A 19,190-nucleotide genomic window follows, 5' to 3' on the forward strand; every position below is an offset into this window, starting at 1 on the left:
TTATGTAAGTTTAAAACTGTTATCTAGGCATATCAGGCAATTTCCAACCATTACGATAATTGTGCTTGATCAGTTCGTTTGCAAACTGTTTAGCATTGATAGGATCAGTCCAGATCTTGTTGAATTTCGGGTCACCATCAACAATCTTAAAGTCGTCCTTAATCAAAATCTTGATCATTTCATCATCTTTGATGTTTGTGAACTGCATATTAGGACCATCCCACAGCAACTCTTTGTTCAAGTTCTGCAAACGAACAGCCAATACACCCATCACAACCATTTCGTTGAACGGACCTGCTTCTGAGAAATCAGATTTAGTCTTCACACGGCTGGAAGCACTTTCTTTACAAGCACGAACCCAATCCATTTCATGACCACCGCTCATTGCATTCGGAACACGACGGCAAACTTTAGGAGCAGCAGGAACACGTCCTGACAACAACCAAGGTTGCTGACCGTAGCAACCGCAAATCAACGTATCTTTTGTACCGTGGAAAATACACAGACCTCCACCAGGGCCCATCAATTGTTTTCCTTCAGGGAAGCCAGCAGGACGATCCGGCATCATACCACCATCATACCAGTGAATTTCAACTTCCGGTAAAGCCAGTTTAGGCATATTATCGCGAGCCGGGAATGTCAACTTAACATGCTGCGCATTAGGAGCACAATCCTGCAATAACAGCGTGGAAGATCCCTGAACCTTTGTAGGATAACCCAGTTTCAAGGCTTTAAACGGCTGATGCATAATATGGCAAGCCATATCACCTAATGCTCCTGTACCATAAGCCCACCATCCGCGCCAGTTCCATGGGTGATAGATTTTATTGTAAGCACGAACCTGTGCTGGGCCAGAGAACAAATCCCAATTCAATGTAGAAGGAATTTTATCCACTTTTTCAGGAGCATTCAGTCCCTGTGGCCAGATAGGACGGTCGGTAGCACATTCCACCTTTGTCACTTCGCCGATCTCACCATTCCAGATCCATTCGCAAACCAAATCGGTACCTTCATCTGAAGAACCCTGGTTACCCATCTGTGTTGCTACATTATATTCTTTAGCCAGATTAGTAAGCAGACGAGATTCATAAACAGAGTGAGTCAACGGTTTCTGGCAATATACGTGTTTACCCAACGTAATTGCATCGGCAGTAACGATAGCATGCGTATGGTCGGCTGTTGCACAGATAACAGCATCGATCGACTTACCCATTTCATCATACATCTTACGGAAATCCCAATATTTCTTGGCATTCGGATGACGATCGAAAACCGGTTTAGCATACTTCCAATCCACGTCACACAGAGCTACGATATTCTCTGTTTTTTCAACATTCTTCAAATTAGCATTACCCATACCGCCGATACCAACGCCAGCAATATTCAATTTATCTGTTGGAGCGATATGTCCATGACTTTTTCCAAGAACGGAACCGGGGACAATGGTCAAAGCAGCAGCTGCTGCTGCGCCTCTTTGAAGAAATGATCTTCTAGTGATGTTTGACATAGTAATAATTTTTTATAGATTAGCACTTAATAATAATATTTCGATTAAAATGTCACGTCTTAAAAACACAAACTGTCGCAAATATAACCAATGCGAAAAGAACAACAAGCCTGTACATCCGGCTTTCTTTTTTAAAATAGTTTTTTTTAACAGAGCTTATAGACAATGTCTATTTTTTCATAAATATTATCTATAAAGTTAGGGGGTGGAAGAGTCGCCCTTTCTGTTATATTTGTCTAACAGAAAACATATTTACCTTATATCTGTTATATAAATGAAGACGTAAACATGAAAAAGGAACCAATACTCATTCGAATTTACCATTTTTACCTGGAAGGATTTCGATCAATGAAACTGGGTAAGACACTATGGCTGATTATTTTGGTCAAACTATTCATCATGTTTTTTATATTAAAACTGTTTTTCTTTCCTAATTACCTCGGAAAATTTGACAGCGATTCCGAGAAAGAGGAACACGTATCAGGTGAATTGATCCAACGGGCAATAACTCCTTAATTAATATAGTTATGATCGCAAGCATTGACACTTCTTTGATTGACTGGTCGAGGGCTCAGTTTGCTCTCACGGCCATGTATCACTGGCTTTTTGTACCCCTTACTTTAGGGCTTGGCGTAATCCAGGCAATACTGGAAACCATTTATTACAAAACAGGTGACGAATTCTGGAAAAAAACAGCTCAGTTCTGGATGAAGCTGTTCGGTATTAACTTCGCGATCGGTGTTGCCACCGGTCTTATCCTTGAATTTGAGTTTGGGACAAACTGGTCGAATTACAGCTGGTTTGTCGGTGATATTTTCGGAGCGCCACTGGCTATCGAAGGTATCCTTGCTTTCTTTATGGAAGCTACGTTTATCGCAGTCATGTTCTTCGGCTGGGATAAAGTGAGCAAACGCTTCCACCTCGCTTCCACCTGGCTGACCATTATCGGCGCCACTTTGTCTGCCCTCTGGATCCTGATTGCCAATGCATGGATGCAACATCCGGTAGGCATGGAGTTCAACCCCGACACGGTTCGTAACGAGATGTTCGACTTTTGGGCGGTTGCCTTATCGCCGGTTGCCATCAATAAATTCTTCCACACGGTTTTATCCGGCTGGATCGTAGGCGCTTTGTTTGTGATAGGAATCAGCAGCTGGTATCTGTTGAAAAAGCGGGAAACCCGTTTCGCATTGGAAAGTATCAAAATCGGAGCTATATTCGGTCTGGTCGCTTCCTTATTGATCCTCTGGACCGGTGACGGTTCGGCTTACCAGGTAGCTCAGAAGCAGCCGATGAAGCTTGCCGCCATGGAAGGCCTTTATGAAGGAGGAAACGGCGTCGGCTTGGTCGGTATCGGGATGTTGAACCCGGAAAAGAACAGCTATAATGATAATGTAGAACCATTCATCTTCAATATACAGATCCCGAAGATGCTGTCGTTGCTGGCAGAACGCAAAATGGACGGCTACGTACCGGGCATCACCAACCTGATCGACGGAGGTTATCCTACTGCCGACGGCACTCCGGCTCTTTCAGCAGCCGAGAAGATTGCCAAAGGCCAACTGGCTATCCAGTCACTGGCCAATTACCGTAAAGCGATCAAAGAGAAAGACGAGGTTGCCGCCAAACAATACCGCGCAACGCTCGATGAAAACTTCCCCTATTTCGGTTACGGATATATCAAAGATCCGGGCGAACTGGTCCCTCATGTAGGAATGACCTTCTACTCGTTCCGTATCATGGTTATTCTGGGCGGATACTTTATCCTTCTCTTTATCGTCGCCCTTATCTGGAGCAAAAAAGATAAGTTCAAAGACACCCGCTGGCTTCAATGGGTTTGCCTCTGGTCGATACCACTCGGATATATAGCCGGACAAGCCGGATGGGTGGTTGCCGAAGTGGGACGCCAACCCTGGGCGATACAGGACATATTGCCGACCAGCGCCTCTATCTCGAAACTGGCTACCTCGTCGGTTCAGACAACATTCTTCCTCTTCCTGATCCTCTTTACGATCTTACTGATCGCAGAAGTCGGGATCATGGTGAAAGCGATCAAGAAAGGCCCTGCCGTATCTACTAACAATGATAACTAAAAATATACACCATGGATAGTACATATATATTATTACAGCATTACTGGTGGTTCCTCGTTTCCCTGCTGGGAGCACTGTTAGTATTCCTGCTTTTCGTTCAGGGAGGACAGTCGTTGCTTTTCTCGATTGGAAAAACGGAACTGGAACAAAAGATGTTACTTAACTCGACCGGACGTAAATGGGAGTTCACCTTTACGACACTGGTTACTTTCGGTGGTGCGTTTTTTGCCTCTTTCCCCTTGTTTTATTCTACCAGTTTCGGCGGTGCCTATTGGGTATGGATGCTGATCCTGCTTTGTTTCGTTATTCAGGCCGTATCGTATGAATACCAAGCAAAGAAAGGGAATTTACTGGGAAAGAAAACATATCAGATATTCCTGATCATCAATGGTGTAGTCGGGCCCATCCTGCTGGGTACTGCTGTCGGGACTTTCTTCAACGGAGCAGAATTTTCCGTTAATAAAGGACAGATGACCGATATCGCCATGCCGGTTATTTCCACTTGGAACAACTCACTGCATGGATTGGAAGCAGCCTTTGTATTCTGGAATGTTTGCCTCGGACTGGCTGTATTCTTCCTGGCACGCGTACAGGCTTTACTTTATTTCATCAACAATATTGATAATAAAGATATAGTGACTCGTTGCCGGAAACGCCTGATCCCGGAAACTGCTTTATTCCTTGTATTCTTCCTGATATTCCTTGTACGTTTATTGCTGGCAGATGGCTTCGCGGTAGATCCTCAAACACAGGAAGTTTTTATGCAGCCTTATAAATATTTCATTAACCTGGTTCAGATGCCGGCTGTACTGGTGGTTCTGCTGGCAGGTGTTGTACTTGTTTTGTTCGGTATTATCAAAACAATTCTGTCGACAACCTGGCGGAAAGGGATCTGGTTTGCGGGAACAGGAACAGTCCTTACCGTATTGGCGTTGCTACTTTGTGCCGGATGGAACAACACGGCTTATTATCCGTCCATCACCGACCTGCAAAGTTCGCTGACAATCCAGAACAGTTCGTCAAGCCCGTTCACGCTGAAAGTGATGAGTTATGTATCAATCCTGGTACCTTTCGTTCTGGCTTACATCTTCTATGCATGGCGTTCGCTCGACCTTCACAAGATCGACGCACAAGAAATGGAAGACAAAGATGCACATACTTATTAATGTACGGGCGGTTCGCGAACCGCCCCTGCAAGATACATACCCTATAAAACAAAGGAAACGGCGAAGCTCACGCTTGGCCGTTTCTACATTTAACCGTTTTAAACAAAAAGAAAAAGTTAGTTAAGGCTTAGAATAAAATATCTTAAGTCTTTTCGCTTACAATATTTTGCTTCCATTAGGACAGCAAACAAATATATGTAATCCAACTCATCCTACGAACAATCAAGCTGCATTTTTTGCTATTTTTCACAGAACACAGATGCTTTTGTATTATCTTTGCAAACAAATATCCAAGGTATTCCTCTATGGCTGATTTTAACTTAAACATTTTAGGATGCGGTTCAGCGTTACCGACCACGCGGCATCTGGCAACTTCACAGGTGGTAGATCTAAGGGATAAATTATATATGATAGACTGTGGCGAAGGCACTCAGGTGCAGATGCGTAATATGCGTATCAAATTCAGCCGCCTGAACCATATATTTATCTCCCATCTGCATGGCGACCACTGTTTCGGTCTGCCCGGCCTGCTCTCTACGCTCGGTATGCTGGGACGTACCGGCGACCTGGTTATCCATGCCCCGAAGGAGATCGAAAACTATATGCGTCCTGTGCTCGATACCTTTTGCAAAGGAATGCCTTATGAAGTCCGCTTCAATCATATAGACACTTACAGCCATTCGCTGATCATGGAAGACCGTTCCCTCTCGGTCTACTCCATTCCGCTGAAACACCGGATACCGACTTGTGGATTTCTGTTTGCCGAAAAACCGAAAGAAGCACATATCATCCGCGAGATGATTGACTTTTACCAAGTGCCCGTCAAATGGATGAAAGACATCAAGCAAGGGAAAGATTATATCACTCCGGAAGGCGAAATCATTCCCAACTCACGGTTGACACGTCCTTCGGTAGCTCCTAAACGATATGCCTATTGCTCAGATACAGCCTATTCACCTTCCATTATCCCGATTATCGAAGGAGTAGACCTTCTTTACCACGAAGCGACATTCATGGAAAGCGACAAGGCCCGTGCCAAAGAAACATTCCATTCCACCGCCCGCCAGGCAGCGAAGATTGCTCTCAAGGCCGGTGTTAAGCGGTTAGTTATCGGACATTATTCCGCGCGTTACGAAGATCTTGCCGCACTTCATAAGGAAGCCCGGGAGATATATCCCGACACTATTCTGGGAAACGAAGGTATGGTCCTTTCCATCTAATGAAGCGGCTTTTCTCAAATAATAACGACTAAATATCACCCATATTCAAAATTATTCATACATTTGTAGGAATTTAGGGTTTCGAATATGAGAATATTATTTTCCATCATTCTATTGATCAGCGTTTACGTTGGTAACTCGCTCACTGTGAATGCACAGCAGGCGGCCGACTCGACACGCGTAGCCAAACAGCAAGCGAAACCCGATTCCGTTGAAATCAGTGCCTACGACAACAAGATCGTTGTAAAGAATGCTCCCATCGGAAGCAAACTCGAAATCTACAGTGTTGTCGGCATCCGCGTAAAAGAATTCGAAATGAAACAACCTGACGGCGAATATACTGTAAATATTGCCAAAGGTTACTATATCATCCGCATCGGCGACACCGTTCGCAAAGTGGCTATCCGCTAAGACTTCCTTTCATTTTACAGGACTTCCCCACAATAATATTCCCACTATAATGGGTATTTTTTCCCACTGCAATGGGTATTTTTCCCCATGTATACGGGGCTTTTTCCCCACACCTGTCAAAATAGTGGGGAATTAACAGTAAACTTTCGATCAGGACAAGAAAAAAGGACTCGCCATCAAGACGAGTCCTCTCTTTTGATAATTATATATATGTATAGGTTAAAAAGCGTAATCCAGACTTAAACCGAATACTTTATTGGTACGGCTATATACGTTAGTTCCGGGAAGACCCGTGCCACTGTAATCGTTCGATTTTTTTGTATAATCATGGTAGGTTGTCCACATATAACCCACGTTCAAAGCCATCTTCTCGCTCAACATCACTTTGGCTCCGAAGCCCAATGAGTAAGAGTCGCAAGAGAAGCTGGTATCGCTCTGAAATTCGTCAGCCAAACCGTAATCTGTAATCTGAGCGCCACCACTAATAGTCAATCGCTTGATCACATCCCATTCGATACCCAGCAGGTATTCGTTCGTGCCCCGCTCCAGCGCTTTCTGCTTTCCGCCAGCCATTCCGGCTTTCTTGTCGTCGAAGAAGTGATACTCAACAGAGGCTTTCAACATGGGTAAAAACTGATAAGAGGCAGCCACAGAAAGCATGGAAGGAATATCATTCGGCGTATTTACACCATGCTTGTAAGCACCAACCAAATCTTCCGCACTTTCGGGATAATCCAACTTCTTTGTATCGTTTTCAATGTTCAAGTTGGTTTTGAACTCATACTTGGCACCGAAATTAAACTTGCCGTATTTCACATCAACACCCAAAACCGGCGTCAATCCCCAACCAGTCTGATCGCAATTCAAGGCCAGTGCCATCAATTCGTCACCACCCAAATTCTGCTTCAGTTTTGCATTCAGATAACCGTCATAATTTCCTGAAAAATAATTCATTCGTCCACCGGCAAAGGCAGAAAGCCAATCCGTGATTTTGTATCCCAAACCAAGTTGTAGAGAATAAATAAATTGTTTACCGTCCATTGCACTATTAATAGTATACATGTCCGGAGTGACGATAGGACTTTTACCGCCTGTCTTCATATAGTTCGTCAAACTTTCCTTGAATATACCAGCCATAGCAGCCGATTCGAACATGGGCAAACCATCGTTAAACGAGGCCTTACCTCCTCCTCCCGTGATGGCGAAGAATCCGGAAATAGTCCAGTCACCTTTTTTATAAGCCGCAAAAACACTCGGAATGACGGGAGCAGCAGCCTTTCCTTTGTAATACTTTTTATAGGGAACATCACTTACTGTCGGAACCTTATTTACCGGATCAAAGCCATTATATGTGCCAAAAGAGGCATCGATATCTCTAGTCTGGAAAGCACTCTGTATACTCACGCCTACACGAAAACCATCTGTCGGCAAGAAAGAAAGGCCCGCCGGGTTAGACAAAGCACCATCTATATCAATTGCAGCACCTCGCGAAAGTGATCTTAAAAAGGCTGCATGCTGATTAGTATTTGTCAAATATCCACCAGCGAAAGAAAGCAGAGGCATCATCATCAATGCCGCACCTAATAATACTTTTTTCATATTTTACTTTTCTTTATTACAAAAACGGCAGCAAAGATAAATACTTTTCTTCAACATTGCACACTTTTAAAGAAAATGTGCCGCACAATTACATCATTTCTGTGCAACAACTCCAATTATCCCCCTCAATTTTCAATTCTCAATTCTCCATTTTCAATTAAAAAAGTATCTTTGCAGCGTAAAGGAATGCTTTCTTTACCGTGTGCTTGCTAAACCACGTATTAAAAACAAGAAAAATATGAAACATCAAGAAGCCGCTTTGGTATGCTTCTCCGGTGGACAAGACTCCACGACCTGCCTTTTCTGGGCGAAGAAGCATTTTACACGTGTAGAAGCCGTATGTTTTACTTACGGTCAGAAACACTCTCTAGAAATTGATATTGCACGTAAGATTGTTGCAGACGCCAATGTCCCGTTCCAGTTACTAGACGTTTCCCTGATCAGCCAACTGGCTCCCAACTCGCTGACAGACACTTCTATCACGATGGATGAAGACAAACCCGCCGACAGTTATCCGAACACATTCGTCCCCGGCAGAAACATGGTATTCCTCACCTTCGCCGCCATTATGGCACGAAGCAAAGGTATCTTTCACCTCGTTACGGGTGTTTCGGAAGCTGACTTCAGTGGATACCCGGATTGCCGTGACACCTTTGTCCGATCGTTGAATGTGACGCTCAATCTTGCCATGGACGAACAGTTCGTGATCCACACACCGCTGATGGACCGCGATAAGAGCGAAGTATGGCAACTCTCCGACGAACTGGGGGTATTCGACCTGGTTCGCACACAGACACTGACCTGCTACAACGGAGTCCCTGCCGATGGTTGCGGCCATTGCCCCGCTTGCAAGTTGCGCAAAGAAGGACTGGAGAAATACCTTAAAAAGAAGAAGAAATAAAATTATGGATACAAGAAAAGAAGAAAACGAACTGCACCTGCTGGGCGGTTCTACCGAATATAAACAGGATTATGCCCCTGAAGTGCTCGAAGCATTCACCAACAAACATCCCGGCAACGATTACTGGGTACGTTTCAACTGCCCTGAATTTACGAGCCTTTGCCCGATCACTGGACAGCCGGACTTTGCCACGATACACATCGACTATATCCCCGATGTAAAGATGGTTGAAAGCAAAAGTTTGAAATTATACCTGTTCAGCTTCCGCAGCCACGGCGCTTTCCATGAAGACTGTGTAAACATTATCATGAAAGACCTGATCCAATTAATGGACCCGAAGTATATCGAAGTGACAGGAATCTTCACCCCGCGGGGCGGCATCAGCATTTATCCGTACTGCAACTACGGACGACCGGGAACAAAATACGAAGCTTTGGCCGAAAAACGCCTTTTCTGTCATAATCAATAAGTCAGTTTTTTAGACAAACTGATTACAACGTGGCAAATAATTACGTAGCTTTGCAATTACTTAATTGTAAACCTAAAATTATTTAGACCATGAGGAAGAAAGACATTACTATCAAGACTGTACTGGCCGCAATGGCTTGTACAGCTTGTGTTAATCTAAGTGCACAACAGAAAGAGTATCCGCAACCCGAAAAGATGACTCCGGGCATGTCGGAATACTGGATTCCCCAACCCAAGATCGTAACGCCGGGAGATATCAAGACTAATTCGGCTCCATCGGATGCAATCGTCCTGTTCGACGGCAAAGACCTCTCTGCCTGGGAAAACACGAAAGGCGAACCGGCACAATGGACTGTTCACGACGGTGTATTTACTGTAAACAAGAAAACAGGCGATATCCAGACCAAGCAAAAATTCAACAATTACCAGTTACATATCGAATGGTGCGTCCCTGAAAATATCACCGGAAAAAGCCAGGCACGCGGTAACAGCGGTATCTTTATGCAAGGAATGTATGAAGTACAGGTGCTCGACTGCTATAACAATGAAACATACGTGAACGGACAGACCGGAAGTATCTACAAACAGACACCGCCGTTGGCAAACGCCATGCGTAAGCCGGGAGAATGGAATGTATACGATATTATCTACACTGCTCCGATATTCAAGGAAGACGGTACTTATCGCGTACCTCCGCGTATCACTGTTATCCAGAACGGCATCGTTTTGCAGAACAACACGACGATCCTCGGAACAACCGAATATATCGGCTTCCCGAAAGTGATTCCTCACGGAGCCGGCCCGATCATCCTGCAGAGTCACGGTGATCCCAGCGAACCGATCAGCTTCCGGAATATCTGGTTGAGAGAATTATAAGAGTCAAGAAGTAAAGTGTTTACATACGATGAAAACGAATAGTTTATTTAACATATGGTTGTTATTCTTTTGTGCAATCATCTTTTCTGGCTGCAATGATCATTTATTGAACGGTAAAGACAGCGAAGAGGAAGAAGACAATGAAGAAGTATGGTATGACAGTATACCAGATGGAAACCGCTTTTCAAGAGGAAACACTTTACGATTCTATTATATAGATGGAAAGGGAAATGACCTCATTAACCCCACCGACTTGAAAACTTATCCTGTCTCATGGAGTGAAGAGTTGGACAATCCGCTCGAACGTACTTACGACAATCTCCGCGATACCGAAAGCAACATCATTCGGTACAACGGCAATCACAACTGGATATATTACGATTCGGAAGAAAAGCTTCACTACTGTACGGTAGGCGCATACGGAGATTCAAGATACAGTACCTATACGTTCCCTATCTATGTGAACGGTGATACCGATAAAATGGAAATCACCTATAAATACACAGACCAAGACGTTATCGGAGGAAAATACTGGGGGAAGATTGTCTCCTGGAAATATAACGGCACACATATCTATTCGGACGACGATGAACACGATAAAAAAATATTCATCCAAAAATCCGAAGGAAAAACAACCGTTTCTTTCAAACGATAAATGATCAGATACAGTTCTTAATTAAGGAACGCAGACGACGCAGAATACGCAGATAAACGCAGATATTTTTTATTTAAAGAAATCTGCGAGTTTTTGCGTATTCTGCGTCGTCTGCGTTCCTTACTATGATATGATCCTATTTCAATGCCCCCTTGTTTCGTTTATCGGCAAAATCCCCGCTTTCGTCTATGAACCAACCTTCTATTTCTATTCTAATTGTATAGGATTTTAATGCAAAGTAGTTTTGCTTCATAAAATAAAGGTAAAAAGATTGTTTAGGTCGCAAAACGAAAGCATTATGAAACAAGTATCTCTAATCATCCTCTCCTGCCTGCTTCTTCTGCCTGCCGGAATGAAAGCAGAAGACGACATGCCGAAGCAGTGGAAGCTTCGCGACTGTATTGATTATGCATTGGAGCATAACATCACCATCCGTCGTAATCGTATCAATGTCGAAAGCACGCAGGAAGACGTAAAGACAGCGAAAGCGGATTTTCTCCCCTCTTTGAGCGGAAACATCAGCCAGCGCGTCGTAAACCGTCCGAACAGTGCCAGCGGAACCATCATCAGTGGTGATAACATCACGACCAGTGAAAGCAAAACCTCGTACAACGGTAGCTACGGTATCGATGCCAACTGGACTGTCTACAACGGAAGCAAGCGCGTGAACACTGTCAAACAACAACAGTTGAACACCCGCATGGCCGAACTTACCGTCGACCAGAGTGAAAACTCCATCGAGGAAAGTATCACCCAGCTATACGTACAAATACTGTATTCTGCCGAAGCAGTAAAAGTGAACGAATCGACCCTGGAAGTAAGTCGGAAAGAGTTCGAACGTGGACAGGCATTATTCGACGCCGGAAGTATCGCGTCGAGCGACCTTGCCCAACTGGAAGCACAGGTGAGCAACGACAACTATCAGCTGGTGACTTCACAGACCACCCTGCAGAACTACAAACTGCAACTGAAGCAACTCCTCGAATTGGACGGTGATTTCGAAATGAACCTTTACCTGCCACAACTGGACGACAGCAGCGTACTGATCCCGCTTCCCACCAAAGACGATGTTTATCAGACCGCTCTTAACCTGCGTCCCGAAATAGAGTCCGGAAAGCTGAATATAGAAGCCTCGGATATGAATATCAAGATTGCACGTGCCGGATACACCCCGACCCTCAGCCTCAGCGCAGGAATCGGAACAACCAATGCCAACGGTAGTGATTTCAGTTTCAGCGAGCAAGTAAAACAAAACTGGAATAACTCACTTGGATTGACTTTAAGCATCCCTATTTTCGACAAGCGACAGACCAAAAGTGCGATCAATAAGGCTAAATTACAACGGCAGACGAGCCAACTGGACCTGATGGATGAACAGAAAACGCTTTACAAGACGATCGAAAGTCTTTGGCTCAGTGCCAACAGCGCACAACAGCAATATGTAGCGGCCACCCAAAAGCTGAAAAGCACACAGGCCAGCTACACCCTCGTCAGCGAACAGTTCAACCTGGGCATGAAGAACACTGTTGAGCTACTCACCGAAAAGAACAACCTGCTGAGTGCACAACAGGAAACGCTCCAGGCCAAATACACAGCCATACTCAATGCCGGATTGCTGCGCTTCTACCAGGGAGAAGAGATCAATCTGCTCTAAGTAAATATCCAGGAACGAATAAAAAAAGATAAAGATATGAACAAGAAACTTATTATCGGTATAATAGCCGTGGTGGTCGTAGCCGGAGGCATCTGGTTCTTCACTGGCAAATCGACGAAAGGCGGCATCAGGCTCGAAACATCCAAAGTGGGCCGCAGCTCCATCTCAAACACAGTGACGGCAACCGGAACAGTTGAGCCGGTTACAGAAGTCGAAGTCGGTACACAGGTGTCCGGTATCATCGACAAACTGTACGCTGACTACAACGACGTAGTGAAAGCCGGACAACTGATCGCAGAAATGGATAAAGTCAACCTGAAGGCAGAACTCGCTTCCGCCCAGGCACAGTTGGCCAGCAGCAAGAGCGAATATGAATACCAACAGAAAAATTATGCACGTAGCAAAGTTCTTTTCGACAAGAAACTGATTAGTGATTCTGATTACGAAACAGCCACTTACAACTACGAGAAATCGAAAGCTGCCTACGAGCAAAGCCAGGCTTCTATGGTGAAAGTGAATCGTAACCTCGAATACGCGACCATCACCAGCCCGATCGACGGGGTTGTCATCAACCGTGCAGTAGAAGAAGGACAGACGGTGGCTGCCGGCTTCGAAACCCCGACGCTGTTCACCATCGCAGCCGACCTGACGAAGATGCAGGTGATTGCCGACGTGGATGAAGCCGATATAGGCAATGTAGAAAACGGACAGCGCGTCAGCTTTACCGTCGACGCTTACCCGAACGACGTATTCGAAGGAACAGTATGGCAGATCCGCCTGGGCGACAGCAGCAGTAGCAGCAGTTCGTCGACTTCCACTTCAACTGTCGTGACTTACGAAGTGGTTATCACCGCCGATAATCCCGACCTGAAACTGAAACCGCGCCTGACGGCCAATATCACCATCTACACGCTCGAACGTGAAAATGTGCTGACAATCCCGACTAAATCGTTGCGTTTCGTTCCCGAAGAAGAACTCTTAATGGGCACCGGCCTGACCGCCGACAACAGTGCACAGGAAGCACCAACCGGCAAACGTATCGTCTGGGCTAAAGAAGGGCAACAACTCCATCCGAAAGTGATCACCGTAGGTTCAACCAGCGGTAATATGATCGAAGTAACCGAAGGATTGACCGAAGGTGAAGAGATAGCTGTAGATCTGACTTCCGATGCTCCTGCTCAGGCAGCAGCTACAGCAGAGAAGAGCCCGTTCATGCCAGGCCCTCCGGGAAGCAAGAAGAAGTAATTGAAAATGGAGAATTGAAAATTGAAAATTACCAGACAGTAATGAAAGAGATCATCAAACTAGATAATATCAAGCGCGATTTCCAGGTCGGCGACGAAACCGTCCATGCTTTGCGAGGCGTCAGCTTCACAATTTATGAAGGCGAGTTCGTCACCATCATGGGAACCTCCGGCTCGGGGAAAAGTACGCTGCTGAATACGTTGGGATGTCTCGACACACCGACCAAAGGCGAATACTACCTCGATGGCGTTTCAGTCCGTACGATGGGAAAGAACGCCCGCGCTACACTACGAAACCGCAAGATCGGCTTTGTATTCCAGAGCTACAACCTGTTGCCCAAAACAACTGCTGTTGAAAATGTGGAACTTCCGCTGATGTATAATCCCTCATACAGTGCCTCCGCCCGCCACCAGAAAGCCGTCGAAGCCCTGATGGCAGTCGGACTGGGTGACCGTCTGATGCACAAGAGTAATCAGATGTCCGGCGGACAGATGCAACGTGTAGCCATCGCCCGTGCCCTGGTGAACGATCCGGCCGTGATCCTGGCCGACGAAGCAACCGGAAACCTCGATACACGCACGTCATTCGAGATACTGGTACTTTTCCAGAAGCTGCACGCCGAGGGACGTACCATCATCTTCGTAACGCATAACCCGGAGATCGCCCAATACAGCAGCCGCAACATCCAGTTGAGAGACGGCCATGTCACGGCAGATACGGTCAACACGAATATCCTGAATGCGGCAGAGGCCCTGGCCAAACTGCCTAAAAACGACGATTAACAATGAACGGAACAAACCTCATAAAAATAGCCCTCCGTGCCCTTGCAAACAACAAGTTGCGCGGCTTCCTGACCATGCTCGGCATCATCATCGGCGTAGCTTCCGTGATCACGATGCTGGCCATCGGGCAAGGCTCCAAGCGGAGCATACAAGCCCAGATCAGCGAGATGGGTTCCAACATGATCATGATACATCCGGGAGCCGACATGCGCGGCGGTGTACGCCAGGATGCATCGGCCATGGAAACGCTGAAGCTGGAGGATTACCAGAACATTGTCGATGAAACCCGTTACATATCGGCGGTTTCCCCATCGGTCAACAGCAGCGGACAAGCCATTTACGGAGCCAATAATGCTCCCACAACGGTTTACGGTATCAGCCCGGATTACCTGGAAATACGACGTTACAAAGTAGGCGACGGAGAAATGTTCACCGAACAGGACATCCAGACAGCTGCCAAGGTATGCGTGGTCGGCAAAACCGTAGTCGACAATCTTTTCACCAATGGCGAAAGCCCCGTAGGCAAAGTCATTCGTTTTCAAAAATTACCTTTCCGCATCGTAGGTGTATTGGAAAGTAAAGGATACAACAGCATGGGAATGGACCAGGACGACCTAATCTTAGCTCCATACACAACTATTCAGAAAAAAGTCCTGGCCATCACCCATCTGCAAGGCATCACCTGTTCGGCCCTCAAAGAGGAATACACCGACCAGGCCATCGATGAGATTACCGAAATACTGCGCCGCAACCATAAGTTGAAGGAAAGTGACGATGATGATTTTACCATCCGTAGTCAGCAGGAGTTGAGCACGATGTTGACAAGTACTACGGACATGATGACCGTGTTGTTGGCGGCTGTGGCCGGTATTTCGCTACTCGTTGGTGGTATTGGAATTATGAACATCATGTATGTCAGCGTCACGGAACGTACCCGTGAGATCGGCCTCCGCATGAGTATCGGTGCCAAAGGAATCGACATCCTGGCACAGTTCCTCATCGAGTCTATCCTGATCAGCGTAACAGGCGGACTGATAGGCGTGGTATTGGGCGTTGGGGCGGCCCTGGTCGTCAATGCGGCAGCTCACTTCCCTATCTATATACAACCGTGGAGCGTGATGCTGTCGTTTGCTGTCTGTACCGTCACCGGAGTATTCTTCGGATGGTACCCGGCTAAAAAAGCAGCCCAGCTCGACCCGATCGAAGCAATACGCTACGAATAATATATCAGCTGTCAATTATTTAATATCTTTGTGATTATGAAAGCAGAAGGAACAATACAGACACATCCCACTCCCCCTTTTCGGGGGATGGGTAGCCTCATACACATCGTTGCCTGGGGTATCCTGATCGGCCTGCCTTTTTTCTTTACGGGCAGAGAAACACAAGAAATAACCGTAGAAAGTTATATACGGTCCGTTATTGTTCCGCTCTCTTTCATGTTGGTATTTTATGTGAACTACTTCTTCCTGGTGAAGCACTTCCTGTTCTCCAAACACGGCTGGAAGTTCTTTCTCAGCAACGTAATCCTGATCGCGACAGCCATGGTCCTGGTGCACCTCCTGATGCACCTGTTGCCACCACCGGAATTTCACCGGCCGCGTCCGGCCAGGGAATTACAGGAAGTGATCGGTTTCTTCTTCGTCAACGCACTGCTTTACGGGCTGGTAGCCGGCCTGAGCGTAGCTATCAAGATGACGAACGGCTGGTATGCAGTCGAGTCGGCACGCCGCGAACTGGAGAAGAGTCGTGCCGAAGCTGAACTACAGAACCTGAAAAGCCAGCTTAACCCGCATTTTCTGTTCAACACGCTCAACAATATCTACAGTCTGATCGCTTTCAGTCCCGAACGGGCACAGGAAGCCGTGCACGACCTGAGCCGCCTGCTCCGTTACGTACTCTACGAAAGCAGCCAACCGCTCGTCCTATTGGAAAAGGAGCTCGACTTCATCCGCAATTATGTGGAACTGATGCGTATCCGCCTGCCGGAAAATGTGGAACTGAAAACAGAAATATCCACCGTCCGCCCGGATGCCGAAATAGCCCCGCTCCTATTCATTTCGCTGATCGAAAATGCCTTTAAGCATGGCGTAAGCAATAACAAACCGTCGTACATCCATCTGGATATCCACCAGACCGGCGACCTTGTTGTCTGCTGCCTGCGTAATAGCTATTTCCCCAAAGATGCAGAACAGGATAAAAGCGGTTCGGGCATAGGCATCAGCAACCTGCGAAAACGGTTGGCCCTGCTCTATCCCAACCGGCATATCTTCTCGTGCGGGATAGACGGCGACAGCTATTACAGCATGTTGGAACTGCAACTCGGAAGAGAACCTAAAAATGAAAGCGAATGAAACTGACTTGTGCTATCATCGACGACGAACCTCTGGCAATCAGTCTGCTGGAAAGTTATGTAAACAAGACCCCTTTCCTCTGCCTGGCGGGAAAATACAACAGTGCCGTCAACGCCCTCCCGATCCTAAGCAAGGAGCCGGTCGACCTGCTTCTCCTCGACATCCAGATGCCAGAGTTGAACGGCATGGAGTTTTCGCGCATCCTGGAAGCAGATACGCGGATCATCTTCACCACCGCTTTCAGTCAATACGCACTCGACAGCTATAAAGTAAACGCACTCGACTACCTATTGAAGCCGATCAGCTATCCCGATTTCCTGAAGTCGGCAAACAAGGCACTCCAATGGTACGAATTACTGCGAAATAGCACGGCGGAACCGTCGGTCGCCCCACCCGCACAAGAGAAGAACGAAATCGAAAGTATCTTCGTCAAAACGGAATACAAACTGATGCAGATTGAATTGCGTAAAATCCAGTATATCGAAGGATTGAAAGATTACGTCAAGATATTTGTAGAAGGTGAACCGCATCCCATCCTCTCCCTCGTAAGCATGAAAACAATGGAAGACATGTTGCCTGCGAACCGCTTTATCCGCGTGCATCGCTCCTTCATCGTACAGCCGGAAAAGATCAAAGTGATCGAACGCAACCGCATTGTATTCGGTAAAGAATACATCCCGATCTCCGACAACTACAAGCAGAAATTCATGGAATTCCTCGCACAGAGGTCGCTACTGCCTTAAGAATTGAAAAGTTGTAACAGCAACTTTTCCAACGCCTTCGTCATTTCCCCCATACTACAGGAATAGTTGTTGGAGAAAACGGCAACAGCATACGTCTTGCCATCCTTGGTAATATATCCGGCATAACTTCTCACACCAGTGATACCGCCACTTTTCAAGCGGGCCTTTCCTTGTAATTTAGTTCCTTTCAGCAGGTTCCGCACCGAACCTTCCACACCGGCTTCCGGCAACGATGCGATAAAAGCCTCCGACGCATCTGATTTCGTGGCCATATACACCAGCATATCGGCAATAAAGCCGGCTGAAACCTTATCAGCCGGAGCCAGTCCGCTGCCATCGTTCATCCGCAACGGGAAAACATCCAGCCCTTTCTTCCGCCAATGACCGGCAACTACCTGCACACCTCGTCCGAAGGAAGAGATCACCTCGTTTCGTCGTGGTTGATATTGTAACCCGACCGTTTTAAGCAGCGCATCGGCAAACAGATTATGACTGACATGGTTGGTGACACTCGCAATCTCCTTCAAGGCCGGCGAATAAGTAGTAACGATCGTTTTCCTTTCACTCTCCTTCCATCTTCCGGCTTCCGACTCGATGCGGAAACAGGTCGGTTCACCTGCCACCTCGATGCCTTCCCGCTCAAGTCCGGCAGTCAGGTAGCGCGCCAGGAAAAGGGCCGGATCGGGAATATCTCCTTTCAGTATATAATTTTCACGGTTGGAAGGGAGAACGCCATACAAATAACGTTCGTCAGACAGCGGCGCACCGATAATATAGGCACTGTCTGAAGCCACCGGAGCTGCTTTCAGGTAATTGACAAAATGAACGGTCGGCAAAGCCGGATCAGTTCCCCTCACCACCGGACGAGTACCGGGAGCACCGGTTTTCAGTGCTAACTTATACATATTGTCGAATACAGAAAGGCCATAGCTTCCCGGTGCATAATAATTACCCATATCCTCACGCAGCCATTTAATAGACGAACCTTCGGTATCGAAAATGCTCTCGTCGGACACTACAGCCCCGTTTATCTTCTGTATGCCGACCTTTCTTAATGCTGCTATCCATTCAGGCATAAAGGTATTCTGCGCAGGTCGATACGTACTTCTGTCGGGTGCAAAATGCGACGAACCCAGCGACGGATCGCCACCTCCTTTTATATAGAGGTTTCCGTTGAGTACACCATCTTTTATCGTCCCGTCATACTCCAGGGAAGTTTCATAGCAAAAATCCTCCCCCAGTATCTCCAGGGCCGTTGCGGTTGCAACCGTCTTCAATACCGAGGCAGGCGACATCAGCCGGTCTGTATCATAACTATACAAGGTCTTCCCATCCTGCAGGTCTTTCACCACGATCGAAAAGGTAGCTCCTTTCATATAAGGTGCATTCAATAATTGCTTTACCGGCTGGGGAGTTTGTGCCTGGGACTGCCAGGAGCAGCATAGTATCAGGGCGGCACATAATATTTTCTTTATCATCTTGTTGTCCTATTCTACTTTATTCTATCTTTGTTGCA

18 protein-coding genes are annotated in these 19,190 nt (G+C 46.5%); 15 read left to right on the forward strand and 3 right to left on the reverse strand.

Annotated features, from left to right (window positions below):
- Nucleotides 1–19: 19 nt before the first annotated feature.
- The gene (locus BQ7394_RS20390; RefSeq protein WP_075559085.1) at nucleotides 20–1,507 is read right to left on the reverse strand and encodes a Gfo/Idh/MocA family protein; all 1,488 of its coding nucleotides are present in this window, start codon (nucleotides 1,505–1,507) and stop codon (nucleotides 20–22) included.
- A gap of 288 nt (nucleotides 1,508–1,795) precedes the next feature.
- On the opposite strand from BQ7394_RS20390, the gene BQ7394_RS20395 reads away from it, so the two are divergent.
- From BQ7394_RS20395 to BQ7394_RS20415, 5 genes are all read left to right on the forward strand, one after another.
- The gene (locus BQ7394_RS20395) at nucleotides 1,796–2,023 is read left to right on the forward strand and encodes a DUF4492 domain-containing protein (RefSeq protein ID WP_075559086.1); all 228 of its coding nucleotides are present in this window, start codon (nucleotides 1,796–1,798) and stop codon (nucleotides 2,021–2,023) included.
- Between the two features lie 11 nt (nucleotides 2,024–2,034).
- Nucleotides 2,035–3,600 carry a cytochrome ubiquinol oxidase subunit I gene (locus BQ7394_RS20400; protein WP_075559087.1) on the forward strand — a complete coding sequence of 522 codons (1,566 nt, stop codon included), beginning with the start codon at nucleotides 2,035–2,037 and terminating at the stop codon, nucleotides 3,598–3,600.
- A gap of 11 nt (nucleotides 3,601–3,611) precedes the next feature.
- Nucleotides 3,612–4,766, forward strand: coding sequence for a cytochrome d ubiquinol oxidase subunit II (locus tag BQ7394_RS20405; protein ID WP_075559088.1), 1,155 nt, complete (start codon nucleotides 3,612–3,614; stop codon nucleotides 4,764–4,766).
- A 305-nt stretch (nucleotides 4,767–5,071) separates the two neighbouring features.
- Complete coding sequence (locus BQ7394_RS20410; RefSeq protein ID WP_075559089.1) at nucleotides 5,072–5,986, forward strand: ribonuclease Z; 915 nt, start codon at nucleotides 5,072–5,074, stop codon at nucleotides 5,984–5,986.
- An 87-nt stretch (nucleotides 5,987–6,073) separates the two neighbouring features.
- Complete coding sequence (locus BQ7394_RS20415; protein ID WP_075559090.1) at nucleotides 6,074–6,397, forward strand: hypothetical protein; 324 nt, start codon at nucleotides 6,074–6,076, stop codon at nucleotides 6,395–6,397.
- Nucleotides 6,398–6,616: 219 nt separating this feature from the next.
- On the opposite strand, the gene BQ7394_RS20420 is transcribed toward BQ7394_RS20415, so the two are convergent.
- Nucleotides 6,617–7,996, reverse strand: a complete 1,380-nt coding sequence (locus BQ7394_RS20420; protein WP_075559091.1) for an OmpP1/FadL family transporter — start codon at nucleotides 7,994–7,996, stop codon at nucleotides 6,617–6,619.
- Nucleotides 7,997–8,234: 238 nt separating this feature from the next.
- Between BQ7394_RS20420 and queC the strand changes: the two genes are divergently transcribed.
- From queC to BQ7394_RS20470, 10 genes are all read left to right on the forward strand, one after another.
- The gene (gene queC / locus BQ7394_RS20425; protein WP_075559092.1) at nucleotides 8,235–8,897 is read left to right on the forward strand and encodes a 7-cyano-7-deazaguanine synthase QueC; all 663 of its coding nucleotides are present in this window, start codon (nucleotides 8,235–8,237) and stop codon (nucleotides 8,895–8,897) included.
- A gap of 4 nt (nucleotides 8,898–8,901) precedes the next feature.
- A complete protein-coding gene (gene queF, locus BQ7394_RS20430) occupies nucleotides 8,902–9,366 on the forward strand; it encodes a preQ(1) synthase (protein ID WP_075559093.1) in 465 nt (154 codons plus the stop codon).
- An 89-nt stretch (nucleotides 9,367–9,455) separates the two neighbouring features.
- Nucleotides 9,456–10,241 carry a 3-keto-disaccharide hydrolase gene (locus BQ7394_RS20435; RefSeq protein ID WP_075559094.1) on the forward strand — a complete coding sequence of 262 codons (786 nt, stop codon included), beginning with the start codon at nucleotides 9,456–9,458 and terminating at the stop codon, nucleotides 10,239–10,241.
- Nucleotides 10,242–10,269: 28 nt separating this feature from the next.
- Nucleotides 10,270–10,896 (forward strand): hypothetical protein, encoded by a 627-nt coding sequence (locus BQ7394_RS20440; RefSeq protein ID WP_087880614.1) that lies wholly within the window; start codon nucleotides 10,270–10,272, stop codon nucleotides 10,894–10,896.
- A 298-nt stretch (nucleotides 10,897–11,194) separates the two neighbouring features.
- The gene (locus BQ7394_RS20445; protein ID WP_075559095.1) at nucleotides 11,195–12,550 is read left to right on the forward strand and encodes a TolC family protein; all 1,356 of its coding nucleotides are present in this window, start codon (nucleotides 11,195–11,197) and stop codon (nucleotides 12,548–12,550) included.
- Between the two features lie 36 nt (nucleotides 12,551–12,586).
- Nucleotides 12,587–13,795, forward strand: a complete 1,209-nt coding sequence (locus BQ7394_RS20450) for an efflux RND transporter periplasmic adaptor subunit (RefSeq protein ID WP_075559096.1) — start codon at nucleotides 12,587–12,589, stop codon at nucleotides 13,793–13,795.
- A 41-nt stretch (nucleotides 13,796–13,836) separates the two neighbouring features.
- Complete coding sequence (locus BQ7394_RS20455; RefSeq protein WP_075560142.1) at nucleotides 13,837–14,577, forward strand: ABC transporter ATP-binding protein; 741 nt, start codon at nucleotides 13,837–13,839, stop codon at nucleotides 14,575–14,577.
- Nucleotides 14,578–14,579: 2 nt separating this feature from the next.
- Entirely contained in the window at nucleotides 14,580–15,800 is a 1,221-nt protein-coding gene (locus BQ7394_RS20460) for an ABC transporter permease (protein WP_075559097.1), read from the forward strand.
- Nucleotides 15,801–15,836: 36 nt separating this feature from the next.
- Complete coding sequence (locus BQ7394_RS20465) at nucleotides 15,837–16,931, forward strand: sensor histidine kinase (protein WP_075560143.1); 1,095 nt, start codon at nucleotides 15,837–15,839, stop codon at nucleotides 16,929–16,931.
- Entirely contained in the window at nucleotides 16,928–17,674 is a 747-nt protein-coding gene (locus tag BQ7394_RS20470; RefSeq protein WP_075559098.1) for a LytR/AlgR family response regulator transcription factor, read from the forward strand. The genes BQ7394_RS20465 and BQ7394_RS20470 overlap by 4 nt, the downstream gene beginning before the upstream one ends.
- Here the strand turns inward: BQ7394_RS20470 and dacB are convergent.
- Nucleotides 17,671–19,152, reverse strand: coding sequence for a D-alanyl-D-alanine carboxypeptidase/D-alanyl-D-alanine endopeptidase (gene dacB, locus BQ7394_RS20475; protein WP_075559099.1), 1,482 nt, complete (start codon nucleotides 19,150–19,152; stop codon nucleotides 17,671–17,673). The genes BQ7394_RS20470 and dacB overlap by 4 nt on opposite strands.
- Nucleotides 19,153–19,190: the final 38 nt, after the last annotated feature.

Source organism: Parabacteroides timonensis, from assembly GCF_900128505.1.
Taxonomy (GTDB): Bacteria; Bacteroidota; Bacteroidia; order Bacteroidales; family Tannerellaceae; genus Parabacteroides; species Parabacteroides timonensis.